General features: G+C 40.8%; 14 protein-coding genes. 2 read left to right on the forward strand and 12 right to left on the reverse strand.

Annotation, left to right across the window (positions count from 1 at the left end):
• Positions 1-45: 45 nt before the first annotated feature.
• The gene (locus SPUTW3181_RS13450; RefSeq protein ID WP_011787758.1) at positions 46-1,656 is read left to right on the forward strand and encodes an IS1634-like element ISSpu7 family transposase; all 1,611 of its coding nucleotides are present in this window, start codon (positions 46-48) and stop codon (positions 1,654-1,656) included.
• A 199-nt stretch (positions 1,657-1,855) separates the two neighbouring features.
• On the opposite strand, the gene SPUTW3181_RS13455 is transcribed toward SPUTW3181_RS13450, so the two are convergent.
• The 5 genes from SPUTW3181_RS13455 to SPUTW3181_RS13475 form a co-directional block, all read right to left on the reverse strand.
• Entirely contained in the window at positions 1,856-2,245 is a 390-nt protein-coding gene (locus SPUTW3181_RS13455) for a ribonuclease E inhibitor RraB (RefSeq protein WP_011789855.1), read from the reverse strand.
• Between the two features lie 22 nt (positions 2,246-2,267).
• The gene (locus SPUTW3181_RS13460; protein ID WP_014610310.1) at positions 2,268-2,498 is read right to left on the reverse strand and encodes an RNA-binding S4 domain-containing protein; all 231 of its coding nucleotides are present in this window, start codon (positions 2,496-2,498) and stop codon (positions 2,268-2,270) included.
• A gap of 163 nt (positions 2,499-2,661) precedes the next feature.
• Entirely contained in the window at positions 2,662-3,198 is a 537-nt protein-coding gene (locus tag SPUTW3181_RS13465) for a GNAT family N-acetyltransferase (RefSeq protein WP_011789857.1), read from the reverse strand.
• Between the two features lie 67 nt (positions 3,199-3,265).
• On the reverse strand, positions 3,266-3,544 hold the full coding sequence (locus SPUTW3181_RS13470) for a peptidylprolyl isomerase (RefSeq protein WP_011789858.1): 279 nt from the start codon (positions 3,542-3,544) through the stop codon (positions 3,266-3,268).
• A 178-nt stretch (positions 3,545-3,722) separates the two neighbouring features.
• Positions 3,723-5,552, reverse strand: a complete 1,830-nt coding sequence (locus SPUTW3181_RS13475; RefSeq protein WP_011789859.1) for a DUF885 domain-containing protein — start codon at positions 5,550-5,552, stop codon at positions 3,723-3,725.
• Positions 5,553-5,631: 79 nt separating this feature from the next.
• Here SPUTW3181_RS13475 and SPUTW3181_RS13480 point away from each other — a divergent pair, with 79 nt between their 5' ends.
• The gene (locus SPUTW3181_RS13480; RefSeq protein ID WP_011789860.1) at positions 5,632-6,141 is read left to right on the forward strand and encodes a diguanylate cyclase domain-containing protein; all 510 of its coding nucleotides are present in this window, start codon (positions 5,632-5,634) and stop codon (positions 6,139-6,141) included.
• A gap of 67 nt (positions 6,142-6,208) precedes the next feature.
• Here SPUTW3181_RS13480 and SPUTW3181_RS13485 read toward each other — a convergent pair whose 3' ends face one another.
• The 7 genes from SPUTW3181_RS13485 to SPUTW3181_RS13515 all read right to left on the reverse strand — a co-directional run bounded on the left by SPUTW3181_RS13485 (position 6,209) and on the right by SPUTW3181_RS13515 (position 14,448).
• Positions 6,209-7,453, reverse strand: coding sequence for a tetratricopeptide repeat protein (locus tag SPUTW3181_RS13485; RefSeq protein WP_011789861.1), 1,245 nt, complete (start codon positions 7,451-7,453; stop codon positions 6,209-6,211).
• A 2-nt stretch (positions 7,454-7,455) separates the two neighbouring features.
• Positions 7,456-8,076: an energy transducer TonB gene (locus tag SPUTW3181_RS13490; protein ID WP_011789862.1), complete on the reverse strand. Its 621-nt coding sequence runs from the start codon at positions 8,074-8,076 to the stop codon at positions 7,456-7,458.
• Position 8,077: 1 nt separating this feature from the next.
• A complete protein-coding gene (locus tag SPUTW3181_RS13495) occupies positions 8,078-8,482 on the reverse strand; it encodes an ExbD/TolR family protein (protein ID WP_011789863.1) in 405 nt (134 codons plus the stop codon).
• A gap of 13 nt (positions 8,483-8,495) precedes the next feature.
• Entirely contained in the window at positions 8,496-9,023 is a 528-nt protein-coding gene (locus tag SPUTW3181_RS13500; RefSeq protein WP_011789864.1) for a MotA/TolQ/ExbB proton channel family protein, read from the reverse strand.
• A complete protein-coding gene (locus tag SPUTW3181_RS13505; protein ID WP_011789865.1) occupies positions 9,023-10,378 on the reverse strand; it encodes a MotA/TolQ/ExbB proton channel family protein in 1,356 nt (451 codons plus the stop codon). Before SPUTW3181_RS13505 ends, SPUTW3181_RS13500 begins: the two co-directional genes overlap by 1 nt.
• Positions 10,378-11,160 carry a DUF3450 domain-containing protein gene (locus SPUTW3181_RS13510; RefSeq protein ID WP_011789866.1) on the reverse strand — a complete coding sequence of 261 codons (783 nt, stop codon included), beginning with the start codon at positions 11,158-11,160 and terminating at the stop codon, positions 10,378-10,380. Before SPUTW3181_RS13510 ends, SPUTW3181_RS13505 begins: the two co-directional genes overlap by 1 nt.
• Before the next feature lie 474 nt (positions 11,161-11,634).
• Positions 11,635-14,448 (reverse strand): TonB-dependent receptor domain-containing protein, encoded by a 2,814-nt coding sequence (locus tag SPUTW3181_RS13515; protein WP_011789867.1) that lies wholly within the window; start codon positions 14,446-14,448, stop codon positions 11,635-11,637.
• Positions 14,449-15,174 lie beyond the last annotated feature (726 nt).

A 15,174-nucleotide genomic window follows, 5' to 3' on the forward strand; every position in this document is an offset into this window, starting at 1 on the left:
GATCGACAGTTTTGATCTATTACTGCTATTTGACGGTCTCAAAATATGTCTACCCATCCTGTTATTAAACGCTTAGATCACCTTGGTCTCATTGCCGCCTTTTGTCACGAAATTGGCCTGCCACGGATGATAGATGCCGTTATCCCAAAATATTCTGACCACAATGTTTCTCATGGTGACGCGGTATTGGCCATGCTCCTAAATGGACTTGGCTTTCATAGCAGAACACTGCACATGTTCTCGGACTTTTTTAAGACCAAGCCTGTATCTAAGCTACTCGCCAAAGACATTGAAGCACACCACCTGACTGATGATGTACTAGGCCGCACATTAGATGCTCTATACGAAGCCGATGTCTCAGCGCTCTATCAGGTTATTGCTGAGCGTGTTGTTGATAAACTGGGCTTGACGACCGATTCTGTTCATCTTGATATCACTAGCTTCCACGTTGATGGTGAGTATGCACAAGATGAAAACACCAACGTGATTAAGCTTGTAAGAGGTTATAGTCGGGATCATAGGCCAGAGCTTAACCAAGTCGTGCTTGAACTCATCTGTGAAAACCAAGCAGGTATTCCTGTTTACATGCAAGCACTGAGTGGTAACACCAATGATGCCAAGGCATTCGCTGAAGTCACTAAAAGACACATACATTGCCTAAAAGCCGCGCAAAATAGTCGTTACTTTATCGCTGATGCCGCTTTGTACACCGAAGAAAGCATCTCCTCGCTAGATGAGCAAAATCAAAAATTCATTACCCGTGTCCCCATGACCATCAAGCTCGCAAAACAAGCACTACTTGCGCTAGAGCCAGAGCAATTAAGCACTATCGGTCATGGCTACTCAGGATGTTGGATAGACTCGGATTACGGAAAGGTCAATCAACGTTGGTTGCTCGTTCACAGTGAACAGGCCACCAAGCGGGAAGAAATCACTTTCTTCAAGAACTTAGAGAAAAACATAGCAAAAGAAATCAAAGCGTTGGAAAAGCTAAGTAAAAAACCATTCGCTTGTGAAGTTGACGCAGAATTAGCGTTTAACGATTTCAAGAAACAATGTGACTTACTTGGGTTTGAACAAGGCACTCTCATCAAACAGCCGACTTACTCTCATTCGGGCCGCCCAAAGACAGATGAAGCACCGACAGGATACCAATACTTTATCGAAGCCGCCCCCTTCACCGACCTAGAAAAAGTAAAACTGGCTAAGCTCAAAGTAGGCATGTTTATCCTCGCGACGAATGACACCGACAATGAAGCACTCACCATGGCGGCTCTTCTAGCACATTACAAATCGCAACAAAAAGTCGAGCGCGGCTTCCGTTTTCTAAAAAGCCCTGAGTTTTTAACCTCTTCCATCTTCTTGAAAAAGCCTGAGCGCATTGAAGCGTTGCTAATGATAATGACGTTGAGCTTGCTTGTTTACGCTAGTTTAGAACACAAAATCAGAGAACAACTCGCACAAACCGAAGCGTTCTTCCCAAGTATGGTAAAGAACAAGACGACCTCCAGACCGACGGCACGTTGGGTCTTCTTGCAATTCGAAGGCATAGATACGCTAGAGATTAACGGCCAAAGGTTCATCACTGGACTTCAAGATCACCAAACACAACTACTCAAATTACTCGGTAGATTCTATGAGGTAGTTTATTCCTAAATTAGCTGCGGAATGTCGGTTATACCACTCATTTGCAATTGCGACACCTAGTTACTCACTTTGCGAGTGCAACATTTTGAGCATAATAAAATCCGTCTATACACAAAGGGAGAAAATAAACCGGATTAGGATAGGCGAACAAAAAAACCACCAAGGCGGTGGTTTTTATAATAAATACAGTAAGTAAACTTAGTTAAAACTAGTGATGACAATGTTCACCATGGACGTGGTCATCATCGTCCATAAACTCATCGTCACCATCTTGGTGTTGCATCACGCCCCAACCATCTGTCATACCACCAAACTCTGCGGCAAATTCGTTCAGCATCGTTTCTTGCTCAACCAGCGTATCGTAGTCAGGTATCATGTTGATACACACAATAATTTCCCACTTACCTAACTCATCATTTAAGTTAAGCTCCAGCTCGCCGTCTAAATCAGAATTAGCCAACTCTTCAAGTGCTGATTCTGCATCACGTTGATCTTCAAAAACTAAGAAAAAATCAACATCCAAAGCCTTAGTTAAATCGATTCCCGCTTCAGCCATTGCGGCCAGCATTTTACCATTGTCATCATCTGGAAATTGCATATCTTACTCCACTGTTTCAGGCTTATTCTGCCGCAATGATTTGGACGGTTACACCGTTAAAACTGACCATATCGCCAGCGATGATTTTTTTACGCTTACGAGTTTCAATTTCACCATTAACAGTGACCTGACCTGCATCGATAAAATGCTTAGCTTCACCGCCCGCATTTGTCATACCCTGAACTTTTAATACTTTGTACAATTCAATAAAATCTTCACCAGAATGCAAAGCTAATTGATTAATTTGTGCCACTGATAACACGCCTTCTAAAAATAAACCTGCCGCATTATATACCCAAATAACTGGAAGAGGCAGGAATCACAGGGAATTTAACGCACTTTAGGCTGGATGGGCCTGTAACCCATTACGTTATATTCATCATCGCTGAAACGACCGAGGGTTTGAAGTAGCTTGTTTATCTTTGCCTTTCATCCGAAAGTAGACCATAAGCACAATCATCAATCCAATGATCGCCAATTTTAACATGCTGCCTTAATAAACCCTCAAGTTGAAACCCACATTTTTCAAGCACTCGAGCTGATGCTTTGTTGTCTTTGGCACAATGAGCAATAAACTTATGCACATTAAAGCTTAAGCAAGCCCAATCGATTACGGCTTTTAAACTCTCTGTTGCATAGCCTTTTCCGTGGCTTTGCTTTGCAAGCAGATAACCGACTTCTGCACGTTGCTCTTCTATGCTTTGGCAATACAGTCCCGTTAAACCGACAAATTGACCAGTACTCACTGTTTCAATCACAAGAGTAAGCCACTCCCCTGAACCATAAAACCAGGTATCCGCGCGCTGAATAAATTTATTGCGGATCACATCTTCAGATTCAGGGCTACGGACATAAAGATTAATGTCAGGATCACTGTGCAGCGCATAAAAATGCTCCCAATCACTGTCTCTCAAACTCCTGAGTTTCAATCTATCGGTATATAGCGCCAGCATAAAAACTCCATTTTTACCAAAAACAAAAACGGCAACATACGCTGCCGTTTAATACAGATCATAACCCTTAGCTGCGACTGGTAACTTCAAGTAAATGATAGCCAAATTGGGTTTTTACCGGGCCTTGTACTTCATTTAATGGTGCACTAAATACCACTTCATCAAACTCCCTAACCATCATTCCGGGCCCAAATGAACCTAATTCACCACCTTGCGCCCCCGATGGACAAGATGAATGTGCACGAGCAATTTGAGCAAAATCCGCGCCATCAATAATTTGTTGTTTCAATGCTTGGCACTGCTCTTCACTACTGACTAACAAATGTCTTGCTGTTGCCTGAACCATAATAAAACTCCTTCGACTATCCTGAGACATTTGCCCCAAATATCATGTAGTTCCTGTTCTTTAGTCTACTTAGAACAGATTTTGAATGTTCAGTATAAAAACATTCTGTTGAATAAAAAAGCGCTATAGATACCACCATTTATTTTATCTCGATATAAATGGTGGCGATATAAACGACTTAGGCTTGATAATCTGCAATCCAACGGTCAATCTTTTGTTCCATAACCGCCATAGGCAATGAACCGGATGTCAGGATCTGATCGTGAAAAGCTTTTAAATCAAATTTATCTCCTAAGACTTTCTGGGCTCTATCACGTAGCGCTAAAATCTTTAACTGCCCGACTTTATAAGATAAAGCTTGACCAGGTATTGCCATATAACGCTCAACTTCGGCAACAATATCAGACTCTGCCATTGGCGAATTATCCTTCATATATTGGATAGCTTGCTCACGACTCCAGCCCTTAGCGTGCAAACCTGTATCAACGACTAAACGCATTGCGCGGAGCATCTCATCGGATAACTTGCCAAAGTACTGATAAGGATCATTAAAAAGGCCCATTTCAATACCAAGGTATTCAGCATAAAGTGCCCAACCCTCTTCAAAAGCGGTATAACCACTGAAACGCTGGAACTCAGGCACGCCTGTTAACTCTTGTTTAATCGCAATTTGGAAGTGATGCCCAGGAGCTGCCTCATGCAAAGATAGCGTCGTCATCCCCCACTTAGGCTGTGCCTTTAGGTTATAGGTATTGATGTAAAACACGCCGGGGCGACTGCCATCAACAGCAGGAGACTCATAAGAAGCTCCCGCTGCAGATTGCTCTCTAAAACTTTCTACTGGCTTAACAACATAATCAGCCTTTGGCATCACATTAAAATAGTTAGGCAAAACCTGATTGATTTTATCTTTCAGTACCATATAGCCATCAATCAAGCCTTGGCGATCGCTATAGAAATACTGCGGCTCTGAAGATAAAGACGCAAAAAACGCCTTCAAATCGCCCTTAAAACCGACCTGTTCACGTACCTTATCCATCTCAGATAAAATTCGTGCTACTTCACTTAAACCAATTTGATGAATTTCATCAACAGGCATGGTAGTTGTTGTGTGAGCGTTGGCGAGCTGTTGATACCAAGCTTTCCCATTAGGTAAACCAGACCAACCATCTGTTGCTCGTGATTTAGGTAAATAGGTTTGCTTAAAGTAATCCCGTAGCCCAGTCAACGCCGGTACTAATCGCTCGCCTATCATCGCTTGGTAACTGTTGGTTAATGCGATTTTGTCCTGTTCAGAAAAATGTTCTGGAAAATGCTGAATAGGTGAGTAAAAAATACTTTGAGTAACATCTGTTGTGAGCATAGTGTCTAACTGCGGAATGATGCGTTCAACCAACACTCTCGGCAGTACAACTTTACTTTCAATCCCTTCATTCATACGATTTTGAGCAAGTTGGAGCCACTTAATAAAACCATCAACTCTCTGCTCCCAATTACGGTAATCTTGAACTGTGTTAAAAGGTTGAGCGCTTTCACCACTACCAAGCTGAACCATAGTAATCACAGTACTGTAGAACTGACTTATCGGCATAAAGCGAGACGGGAAGGTTTCATCTACAAGTGCCATCTCACGATCATACACAAACAATGCATAACTGAGTTGAAGATCCGCGGGTAACAACTGAATATCAATCGCCTTTACTTTCGCTAAATATCGAGTATTTAGATCATGGCGAGCCTTGAGATACTCTTCGCTCAAATCACCACCAAATTCAGCGTTATAGTCGTTTACACCGACAAAAGTCGCATAAATAGGTTCAAGCTTTAGATAATCATTAAAATAAGTATCTACCAGTGCCAAATACTCTTGTTCGGCGGTTTGCCTATCACTCTGTGCGGTGTTCGTCTTAGCCGAGCGACTTTCTTGGGACAGATTAGCCTCAGGTTTTGAACAACCTTGTAGCGCCAACATCAACGCCAATGTTCCAGCCAGTAAACTCAATTTCATTTTTATATTCTTCCTTTTGGGTCTGTGATAGCCAAACAGTTTCTATACTTAGTTAAAGGCCTGCTAACGGAGTTAACCTATGATCTACTCATTTCACAATTCGGGGTTTCGAGATCCAGAAACGGGAGTCTACAACCAAACCTATTTCATGGAGGTGTTTAACCGTGAATGGCATCGACATATGAGAGAGCACCAAAGCTTGGCACTATTGTATCTGTGCCCTCACATTCATGAAACCGTCAAACAACCTCATTTACTAGAATTCTTCACCAAACAAGTCCAAGAAGCCTTACTTAGGGCAACAGATATGATTGCAAGGCTAGATCATAATCATTTTGCCTTAGGCTTATTTAATATTGATGAAGAAGGTACTGAAGTTGTTTTAGAGCGTATTGATCAACATATACGCAAATTTAATCAAGAATTTGGTAAAAATCATAAGTTAAAAATCGATTATAAACTTGCTGCATGTATTTGTACGCCAACACAAAAGCAAAAAGTTGACGTTTTATTTGCGAGTGTATCTAAATTATCTCAAGAACTTGAAAAGGAGCAGCTACAATCTCAAGCACTGATTCGTCTACAGTAATATAGGCTCGCCTTAAAGAAAAAGCCCCTTAGTAGGGGCTTTATTCTAATGACTATAAAACAATAAGTTAAAGCGCAACATTATGCATACGAGCTTTCTCTTTAATATAAGAGATATAGCTATTTGCACTCTTTTCAGTCTTCTTATCTTTTGCCGCCAATTGTGCACGGTTATAAGCAGACTTATATTGCTTCAAACTTAAATGAGCTAATGCCAATTCAAAGTTTGCCTCACCTGGATGATCAATACCTAGCGATATTGCCTTTTCAAGGACAGGTATCGCAGCAGTATAATTTCCATCTAAGCTCAGTAGACGACCTTGTTTTAAGTAAAGCTTACCATCATTGCTGATAGCAGCAGCCTTACCATAGAACTCAGCGGCCTCTTTAAACTCTTTTGCGTTTTGGTAGAAACCAGCCAAAATCTCAAAAGATTTAGCTTCTTGCGCGATTAAACCAGACTTAATGTGCTTATGATAGATTTTAGCAGCCTGATATGGAGCACCTTTCTGTGCCATCAGTTGCGCTAAACGAGTAATATTACTCGCACTATCTGCTAAGAAACCATTTCTGTAGGCTAAATCGTAAGTCGCAAGTGATTTATCGTAATCCTCTACCATCAGATAAAACTGTGCTAATTGAACCCATAATCTGCCATCTTCTGGAAACAAAGGCACCATGGTTTCTAACACGCCAACGGCTTGCTTATACTTCTTCTGATTGAAGTAAGACGTTAGCTTCATCTGATACAAACCTTTATCAGGAGATGAAGCAAGAGAAATGCCTTTGTCGGCCACTTCAATCACTTTATCCCACTGTTTTAGCTCTGTATGTGCAATACCAATACGGCGATACATTTGAGCGTCAGTTTTACAGGTGAATTCCATCCACTTGTAGTAATAAGGAATAGCCTCCTTAAACTTCTTCTCTTGTAACAACAAATCAGCATAGAGACGTAATGTTGCAGCGTGATCCGTTCCACCTAAAATATCCGCTTCTACAGCTTGCTTTAGGTATTTGATCGCAGTATCCATTTTGCCTTTTTCGGCATAAAAGTTACCTAGCATACGTGCAACATACGCTTTATCGAAATCATTCTTAGCATTTGCTTCAAGCAATATAGAAATAGCCTCATCAAGCTGACCATTAGTATAAGCTTCAAAAGATTTCTGAACCTTTTTTGCAGCACTTTCACCTACGGCTTTAGATTGGCGGCTATCAATTTCACACTTTTCAGCAGCAATTGCTGATGAAACTGTACTGCCAAATAAAGAGAGCAATAATAGGGCTGCGATTTTATTAGCATTACGCATTATTAGTTGCCTCCTTTATCTAAAGTGAAGTCAAGTTGGACTGTCATACCCGGTTGCTTAAGTGGTTTGCCATCAACTATCTTTGGCTTATATTTCCACTTTTTAAGTGCACGAATTGCTTCTTTATCGAATAAACGCTTAGGTTCGGCTTGGATAACTTCAACGTCATCTACACCGCCTAATTCGTTAATGGTAAAACGCAATTGTACCCAACCTTCTTTGCCATCACGTGCTGCTGCAATAGGGTATTGTGGCTCGATGCGTACGATAGGTGTTGCATCGCCATCACGAGTCATCATATTACCTAATTTAAAACCAGTACTTGGACCACCTGCTTCAACTCCGCCCATATTGAATGACATTGAAGTATCAATATTGGAAGAAGTATCCGGAGGTGTAGTATCAGGCTTCTGTGGCTGCTCTGGTGGTGGTGGCGGTTTAGGCACCACTCGTGGCTTATTCTGTGCTTTTGAATCCTGTCTATCCATCGTGATTTCAATTACAGGGGTCTCGGCCGATGTTTCAGCGCGCTGCGCCCCACCACCGACCAAGAACGCCATAAAAGCGAACAGACCAAAAGTCACAGCAGCACCAATAATGATTGATACTAGTGCTCTTAGCATATTAATCGTTCCCCGCAGCAACCGAAATCTTATCTATACCAGCCGCTTTGACTTGGTCTAGAACTTTAACCACTAAGCCGTGTTGCGTGTCTTTATCCGCTTGGATAAGCACTGCAGCCTCTGGAGCCTCAGCTAACATACGCTCAACGTTTGCGGTCACACGTTCGATATCAACCTGACGGTTTTCCATCATAATAACGCCTGTTTTACTGACGCCAATAAAGATGTTAGCCGAAGGCTTAGAAGTCGCTTGTGAAGCTTTAGGTTTGTTATAGTCCAAACCAGATGGTTTCACGAATGACGTTGTCACAATGAAGAAGATCAGCATGATAAACACGATGTCTAACATCGGTGTCATGTCAATTTGAGCTTCCTCGTCTACACTGGAATGCTTTTTACGTGCCATGTTCAATCTCTCTCTAGTGGTGCGGCATGCTGTCTTTTAGCTTTTCTAAACTGATTTTCATTTTTGCATCAAGACGAGTACTAAAAAATACTCCCGATAATGCTGCAACCATCCCCGCCATGGTGGGCATTGTTGCCATTGAAATACCAGCCGCCATTAAACGAGCATTACTCGTCCCCTGAACTGCCATCACATCGAACACTGAAATCATACCTGTTACAGTACCTAACAAACCTATCATAGGACAAATCGCTACTAAGGTTTTTATAATCAGCATACGTGCATTCAAATCTTGTTTTGCTTGGGACATCCAAGCTTCACGGATACGGTGTGAGTACCAAGAGGTCGTTTCCTCTCTCGCATTCCATGCAGCGATGATTGCTTTATGTTGCTTTGGTGATATCCAGTTTAGATACCAATAGCGCTCAAGCATCAATGCCCACATTAAGAACAGTACAGCCGCAACTAACCAGAGGACGTCACCTCCGGAGGCCATGAAGCCCCTGACGGAATCCCAAATGTCCATCAGGTATAGCATCATTAGTCAGCCCTCTTCTCAGCATGTGCTGCGATAATACCAGCACTTTGCTCTTCCAGAACTTGCACGATTGATTTACTACGTGCAACCACGATTGCATGCATTAACATCAATGGCAGAGCTGCTACTAAACCTTGAACCGTTGTGATCAGTGCCATAGAGATACCACCAGCCATTAGCTTAGGATCACCAGTACCAAACAATTGAATACTTTGGAAGGTTGCAATCATACCCGTTACAGTACCTAACAGACCCATCATAGGCGCGATAGCGGCCAATACCTTAATGATAGAAATGCGAGACTCTAATGCTGGCGTTTCTTTCAGGATCGCTTCGTCAAGTTTCAACTCTAACGTTTCAACATCAACGTCTTTGTTTTCTTGATACACTTTGAGGATACGACCTAAAGCATTGTTACCAGGATTATCAATGTTCTTACGTTGGCTGTTAACTTGAGCACCAATAATCGTCATAGTGACCAGGCGCTCAACGGAAATCAGTAAACCTAAAACTAACAGAGCAATAATGATGTAACCGATAGTACCACCCGCTTCTAAACGGTCTTCAAAGCTTGCTTTGTTAGTGAAGATGTTTAACAGCACGCCGCGGGCTGGGTCAATGTAGAACGGTGCAGTACCTGCAGTTGCTTGTTCCCATTTACCAACAGCACTAACTTGATAACCTTCAGGTTGCTGAGATAACTCTTGAATTAAACCTAACTCAGGATTGTAAACAACATATTTACCATCAGCCGTTAAGTTATAAGCACCAATACGGTGAATAGTCGTGTTTTTCACGCTACCATCAATACCCGTTACCGAGCCTTCAAACTTAACCACTTTGCCAGATTGTGCCATTTCAAATAGCTGTTCTTGCCAGAATTGCTCTAATTCTTCAATTTTTGGTAGCTGCTTACGCGCACCTAAATCGGCAATAAATTTGTCACGGTTTGGATATTGAGCACTAATATTTGAGCTAACAAGTTTACCCGCAAAATCGCCAGCTTCACCTTTAACAACACCAAACATTTCACCCAAGTCACCTTGAGCTGTTTTCAGATCTTCTTCTAATTGAGCGATCTTACGCTCGTTATCTAAAAACGCTTGATTTAACTCTTTCCCACGTTGCTTTTCAGCGGCTAATGCATCTTTTTCACGCTTCAACATAGCAGCTTTATCGCCACGTTCAGCTTGGAACTCTTGTTCACGTTTGCTGTTGACTTTACCTTCAGCGGCACGATCAACCTTAACTTGCTGCAATAATTGGTCTATGGACTTAGGTGCATCAGCAGCACTCACCATACCAGCAGTTAAAGAAAAACTTGCAGCCAATACAGCTGTAGCAATTAATTTCTTCATTATTGTGCAGTCTCCGCAGCAGGAATTGGTAATGCAAATAGATCTAGAGCGCCTTGTTTACGGGCAATGCGGATACCTTTTGTCAGTTCGCGCAAATAGCTGTCATCTAATTTATCCCAACCCTTAGTATCTGAGTTGTATATCCAGCCAGTCTTTTGATCTAAGCTTTGGGCATAGAGCGCTACACGACCTAAATTAAAGAAATCAACTAATACTTCTTTACCATCTAAGTTCAATTTGCCTTGGTTTACAGCAATAGCACTACCGTATTCACGTTCAATACTATAAGCATCAAGGATCAAACGGTATTTTTCAGCGAGAGTCACTTCGGCTGTATTGAGGAGATTTTTTAACTCATTGACACGATTGGTACGCACTTCAGAGTTAAATGGTAAATCCAGTTGAACAAACTGCTCTAAAGATTCCACCATTTTGAACATTAACGGCACAACACCCTGACGTAACTTGTCAACACCATTAATGTCGTTTTGAACAGCGTCCATTGTCTTTTGCTGATCAGCGACTAAACTGGCTACATAGTCATTATATGATTTCAGAGACTCACGCTCATCAGCCACTGAGCCATACTCAAAGAGCATGTCTTGCGCTTGATCAAAATACTTATCAACATTCTTTTGCGACGCAGCTGCATCAGCATGGATCATACTATCCGCTTTCAGCACGTCGGTAAGAGGATCTGCAACTACTAAGTTGCTACTCGCTAATGCCAACACGCCGACAAGTGCAGTAGCGATTTTTGTTCTATTGCTTACCTTGGACATAGTTCCCAACCAATTTGAAGTGAATAAAAAGTTAACTTACCAATAACATAATGATTCGCAGAAGCCGCAAAACACTATAGATACTGTAAGTTCGTCTATCTCTTGTGATTCTTAGTTTTTTCTTCCCTTTCCTACGCCATTACAGGCATAGACCCGCTGGCATCATTTCACAAAATGTTGACCTATGTCAACAATCGGAATGTGTAAAAATCAGTGTAAAGAAGGCTTGAACACATAAAGACTATAAGAGAGGATTTTTTAGACAAAAACTACAGTGTTTGAGGATTAGGAGATACATATTATTAACAAAAACATGTAAATATAATACTACTCATAAATTAAAATGGCGTGAGTGCTAGTACTGATTTAAATTATTTCCCGTCCAAACAGGTTGAAAAAAATGCCGCTCAACAGAAGTGAGCGGCATTTGAATAATTAGCTTCGAGTTTAATAGTATAGAACTAACCTAGAAAATTAAAATTTAGCCGTAATCCCAGCGTAGAAATAACGACCAGTAACATCATAAGCCTCAGAAGCTGTATTTATGCCTGTGCTACCAGAGTTAGAACCTTGAGGTAACAAAGGAGGTTGTTTATCAAACAAATTACGAACTCCAATCATCGCTTCCCATCCATTAGAAAAAGCGTAACTTGCGTTTATATCATGATAGAGAACAGCATCGATCTGGTTAAACTTAGTTAAAACTTCGCCATCAGTAAAGTTACCGTTGCTGCCATCAATAGAATCAACAACCGAGTCCCAGTAACGCATACGCCATGCAAAACTCATTTCGTTAAGAGCATAAGATAAATTAAGGTTTGCTCTGTGCTCTGGATAAAGCACTTCTCCTACATAATCAATGGACTCACCGGATAATATCCCAGTTACAACATATTCATTTGTATAGTTCCAAATTAATTGAGCCTTGAAGCTACCTGGACCTATATCCCTTGTATAGTTGATTTCAGCATCAATCCCTGATGTATCAATATTATTCTCGTTCGATGTGCCTGAATGTACTTCAATCAAAGCACCATTCAGATCACGTATAGCATTGCCATTACAATTTTGAGAGAAATTACTAGGATTTACGTCAAAGCAACGGTTTAACACTGTTGTACGGCTTGTTGTTGAAATAGCATCCTTAACAGAAATATCATAATAATCTAAAGTAAACGCTAGATTATCAATTACTTGCCAAACAATACCCGCACTCCATGTATCAGCAGTTTCAGCCTTAACATTTGGATTACCACCTTGAGTACCACCTGTGCCTTGACGTTCCGCTTGTGTTAAATTAAATGCTCCATCAGCAGCAATCCTATCACTGATAGCTTGAATTGAACGGCAGTTAGCTGCTGCATCTCCTGTTGTTGTCGCTGTAACACCATTACAAGGATCAGAAACAGTAGCAAATGTTTCTCCACGACCACCATATAAATCAGAAATATTTGGTGTACGAATAGCAGTTGCAGCTGAAGCCCTAACCTTGAAAGAATCAAATGGTGTATATTCTAGACCAGCATTCCAAGTCCAGTCTCCCCCAGTAACCGAATGATCTGCGAAGCGTGCCGCTAAATCAAACTCTAAGTTTTCAAGAACTGGCAATATAGCCTCTACGTAGACATCCTTAGAGTATAAAGTACCATCTGTAGGATCTGATTGGTTTGTGCTAGATGCGCCAGTTTGAGCTAGATCTCCAGGACTATAAACTCCACGTTCTTCACGATATTCAAGTCCCATTGCAACACCGACATCACCACCAGGTAAAGCAATAGGTAAAGCACCTGTTACACTACTACCCAATACAAATTGTTCAGCTTGACCAGTTGCCTTGGCTGGTGATATGACATATTTAACAGCCTCATCCGAAACTGTTCCTGCACCAAATAAATCTAATGGCACACAGCCTTGTAGACGTGCTAATTCATTCGCACAAACTAAATCCCCGTTTGCATCCCTAATGACATCTAATGCTAAAGCCGCACGTTCTTTATTAACTTGCCCACCATTATCTTGTAATTGGTCAGTACGACCCCAAGTAAAATAAGTTTGTGAGGCCCAAGTATCATCAATAGCCCAATCGATACCAGTTGCAACGCGAACTGTATTTCTCTCTAAATCAGTAGAACGAGCTCCGAATTCAACTAACCGACGAGTGAAAGTAGTTTGATTCAAATTTGTAATACCGTCGGCAATCAAAGCATTACGTAAAGCATCTGGAATTAGAGGGGAATTAATATCCATCCCCCCTTTCCCATTACGATTTTTTAACCAAACATCATTTACAACATCTAATGGAGTTGGTTCAATAGTTGAATCTTTTGTTTTTGTTGTATTCCAGTTTAACTCAGTAAACATAGAAACATTATCTGAAAGCTCCATATTCAAACCAGCAGCGGCATACTTGCGTTCAAGTGGAGTAACTAACTGGCGGTAAGATGCGCGGTTAAAACTACCAGTTGCACCAGAATATAGAGATCCATCACCATTATATTTGCCTATCTTACCTTGCGGTGCAAAAGATGAATTTAGTGGTCCAGCATATTCATTACCATTTTCATCCAGAAATACTGCTAAATCTTGCTTAGAAAAATCTCGATCAGTAGCCTTAATCCCTTCATCATCATCATAGCCTAATGAAATCCAAGCATTTCCACCAGACCAAGTTTTTCCCGATGTCAAACTAATGGTTTTAGTATTACGATCACTTTCACCTGAAATACCCGTTTGAGCACTTAACTCTACACCTTCAAAATCTTTTCGAGTAATTATGTTTACGACACCGGCCACTGCGTCTGAACCATATATAGCAGAAGATGCGCTTTTCAAGATTTCAATTCGCTCAATCATTGAAGTAGGTATTGCATTTAAATCCACAGCATAGCCACTTGAAGGATCAACACCAGAAACAAACCTACGCCCATTAACAAGAACCAAAGTTCTTGAATCACCTAAGTTACGTAATGATGTTGTATTTAAACCTACAGTTGAAGTAGTGAAAGCACTATTCGATTGATCTGACCCTGCAATTGTTACTGGTGACGAATTTAAAATATCAGCAACGTTTATCGCACCAGTCTGTGCTATATCTTCACGAGATAACACTGTAATTGGTACTGTTGTCTCCATATCTGTACGTTTGATACGAGAACCAGTAACTTCGATACGTTCAACTTTTGCACCATCTTCTGCTGCAAATGCCATTGGTGCTGTTAATGCTACAGCAGCGGCGCCACCAACTAATGCTAATCGCACTGAATTAGCTAATAAATTACTTCTAAGCATTGTCTATCTCCCTGGACATAACATGTCTTCTTATTTATTCCACCTCTGCATTTGACGCGAGGTAGTGTTTGCAGACCTTTATAACGAAGCACGTTTAGTTTCAGTTACAAAGGTCACGCTTCAGGGCAATAAAATCACATTTGAAACACTTAATCAACAATTGAAGCAAAAATAAAACCCTTTACATCCATTTTGTCTACCTAACACCCATGATTAAAGGTAGAGAAAAGCTATCCATATGTTTTTAATTAACAATATAAATCATACTCACTTAAACAAAAAACAGAAAAAATCATTACTTTTCAACAAAATAAACAAGCAATGCAGCATAAAATGTGACCAAGATTTTTACCGTTCAGAATGCTCGGAATAAATGAAACAAGAAAGAAACAATTTTTATTGTGGATATGCTAAAAACTAAATGGCAAAAGTGAGAAAAAATTGACGGATAATACAAAAAAGAATTAATAGCATGGCCGTGCTTGGTGAAAAACGATCCAATAATAAATCAACAAATCATTACATTTCAATTGCTTAAGTGGTATTTAATATTATTATGTAAGATGAGCGTTGTTAAAATCCCCCATAAACACAGAAGCAACATACCTCGCCGCATTACTGATGTTAGAAGAACGAAGAATGATTCAAGAAAACAAACCAGATAAGTGTTGAAGTGAGCATACAACCAACAAAAATGCCAGTCAGAACGACTGGCATTTTTTTAAC

This window comes from Shewanella sp. W3-18-1 (assembly GCF_000015185.1).
Classification (GTDB): domain Bacteria; phylum Pseudomonadota; class Gammaproteobacteria; order Enterobacterales; family Shewanellaceae; genus Shewanella; species Shewanella putrefaciens.

What these genes read in the sequence shown, in the direction of transcription:
- SPUTW3181_RS13450 (WP_011787758.1), top strand. Translation starts at nt 46, where the DNA reads ATGTCTACCCATCCTGTTATTAAACGCTTAGATCACCTTGGTCTCATT.
- SPUTW3181_RS13455 (WP_011789855.1), bottom strand. Translation starts at nt 2,245, where the DNA reads ATGCAATTTCCAGATGATGACAATGGTAAAATGCTGGCCGCAATGGCT.
- SPUTW3181_RS13465 (WP_011789857.1), bottom strand. Translation starts at nt 3,198, where the DNA reads ATGCTGGCGCTATATACCGATAGATTGAAACTCAGGAGTTTGAGAGAC.
- SPUTW3181_RS13470 (WP_011789858.1), bottom strand. Translation starts at nt 3,544, where the DNA reads ATGGTTCAGGCAACAGCAAGACATTTGTTAGTCAGTAGTGAAGAGCAG.
- SPUTW3181_RS13475 (WP_011789859.1), bottom strand. Translation starts at nt 5,552, where the DNA reads ATGAAATTGAGTTTACTGGCTGGAACATTGGCGTTGATGTTGGCGCTA.
- SPUTW3181_RS13480 (WP_011789860.1), top strand. Translation starts at nt 5,632, where the DNA reads ATGATCTACTCATTTCACAATTCGGGGTTTCGAGATCCAGAAACGGGA.
- SPUTW3181_RS13485 (WP_011789861.1), bottom strand. Translation starts at nt 7,453, where the DNA reads ATGCGTAATGCTAATAAAATCGCAGCCCTATTATTGCTCTCTTTATTT.
- SPUTW3181_RS13490 (WP_011789862.1), bottom strand. Translation starts at nt 8,076, where the DNA reads ATGCTAAGAGCACTAGTATCAATCATTATTGGTGCTGCTGTGACTTTT.
- SPUTW3181_RS13495 (WP_011789863.1), bottom strand. Translation starts at nt 8,482, where the DNA reads ATGGCACGTAAAAAGCATTCCAGTGTAGACGAGGAAGCTCAAATTGAC.
- SPUTW3181_RS13500 (WP_011789864.1), bottom strand. Translation starts at nt 9,023, where the DNA reads ATGATGCTATACCTGATGGACATTTGGGATTCCGTCAGGGGCTTCATG.
- SPUTW3181_RS13505 (WP_011789865.1), bottom strand. Translation starts at nt 10,378, where the DNA reads ATGAAGAAATTAATTGCTACAGCTGTATTGGCTGCAAGTTTTTCTTTA.
- SPUTW3181_RS13510 (WP_011789866.1), bottom strand. Translation starts at nt 11,160, where the DNA reads ATGTCCAAGGTAAGCAATAGAACAAAAATCGCTACTGCACTTGTCGGC.
- SPUTW3181_RS13515 (WP_011789867.1), bottom strand. Translation starts at nt 14,448, where the DNA reads ATGCTTAGAAGTAATTTATTAGCTAATTCAGTGCGATTAGCATTAGTT.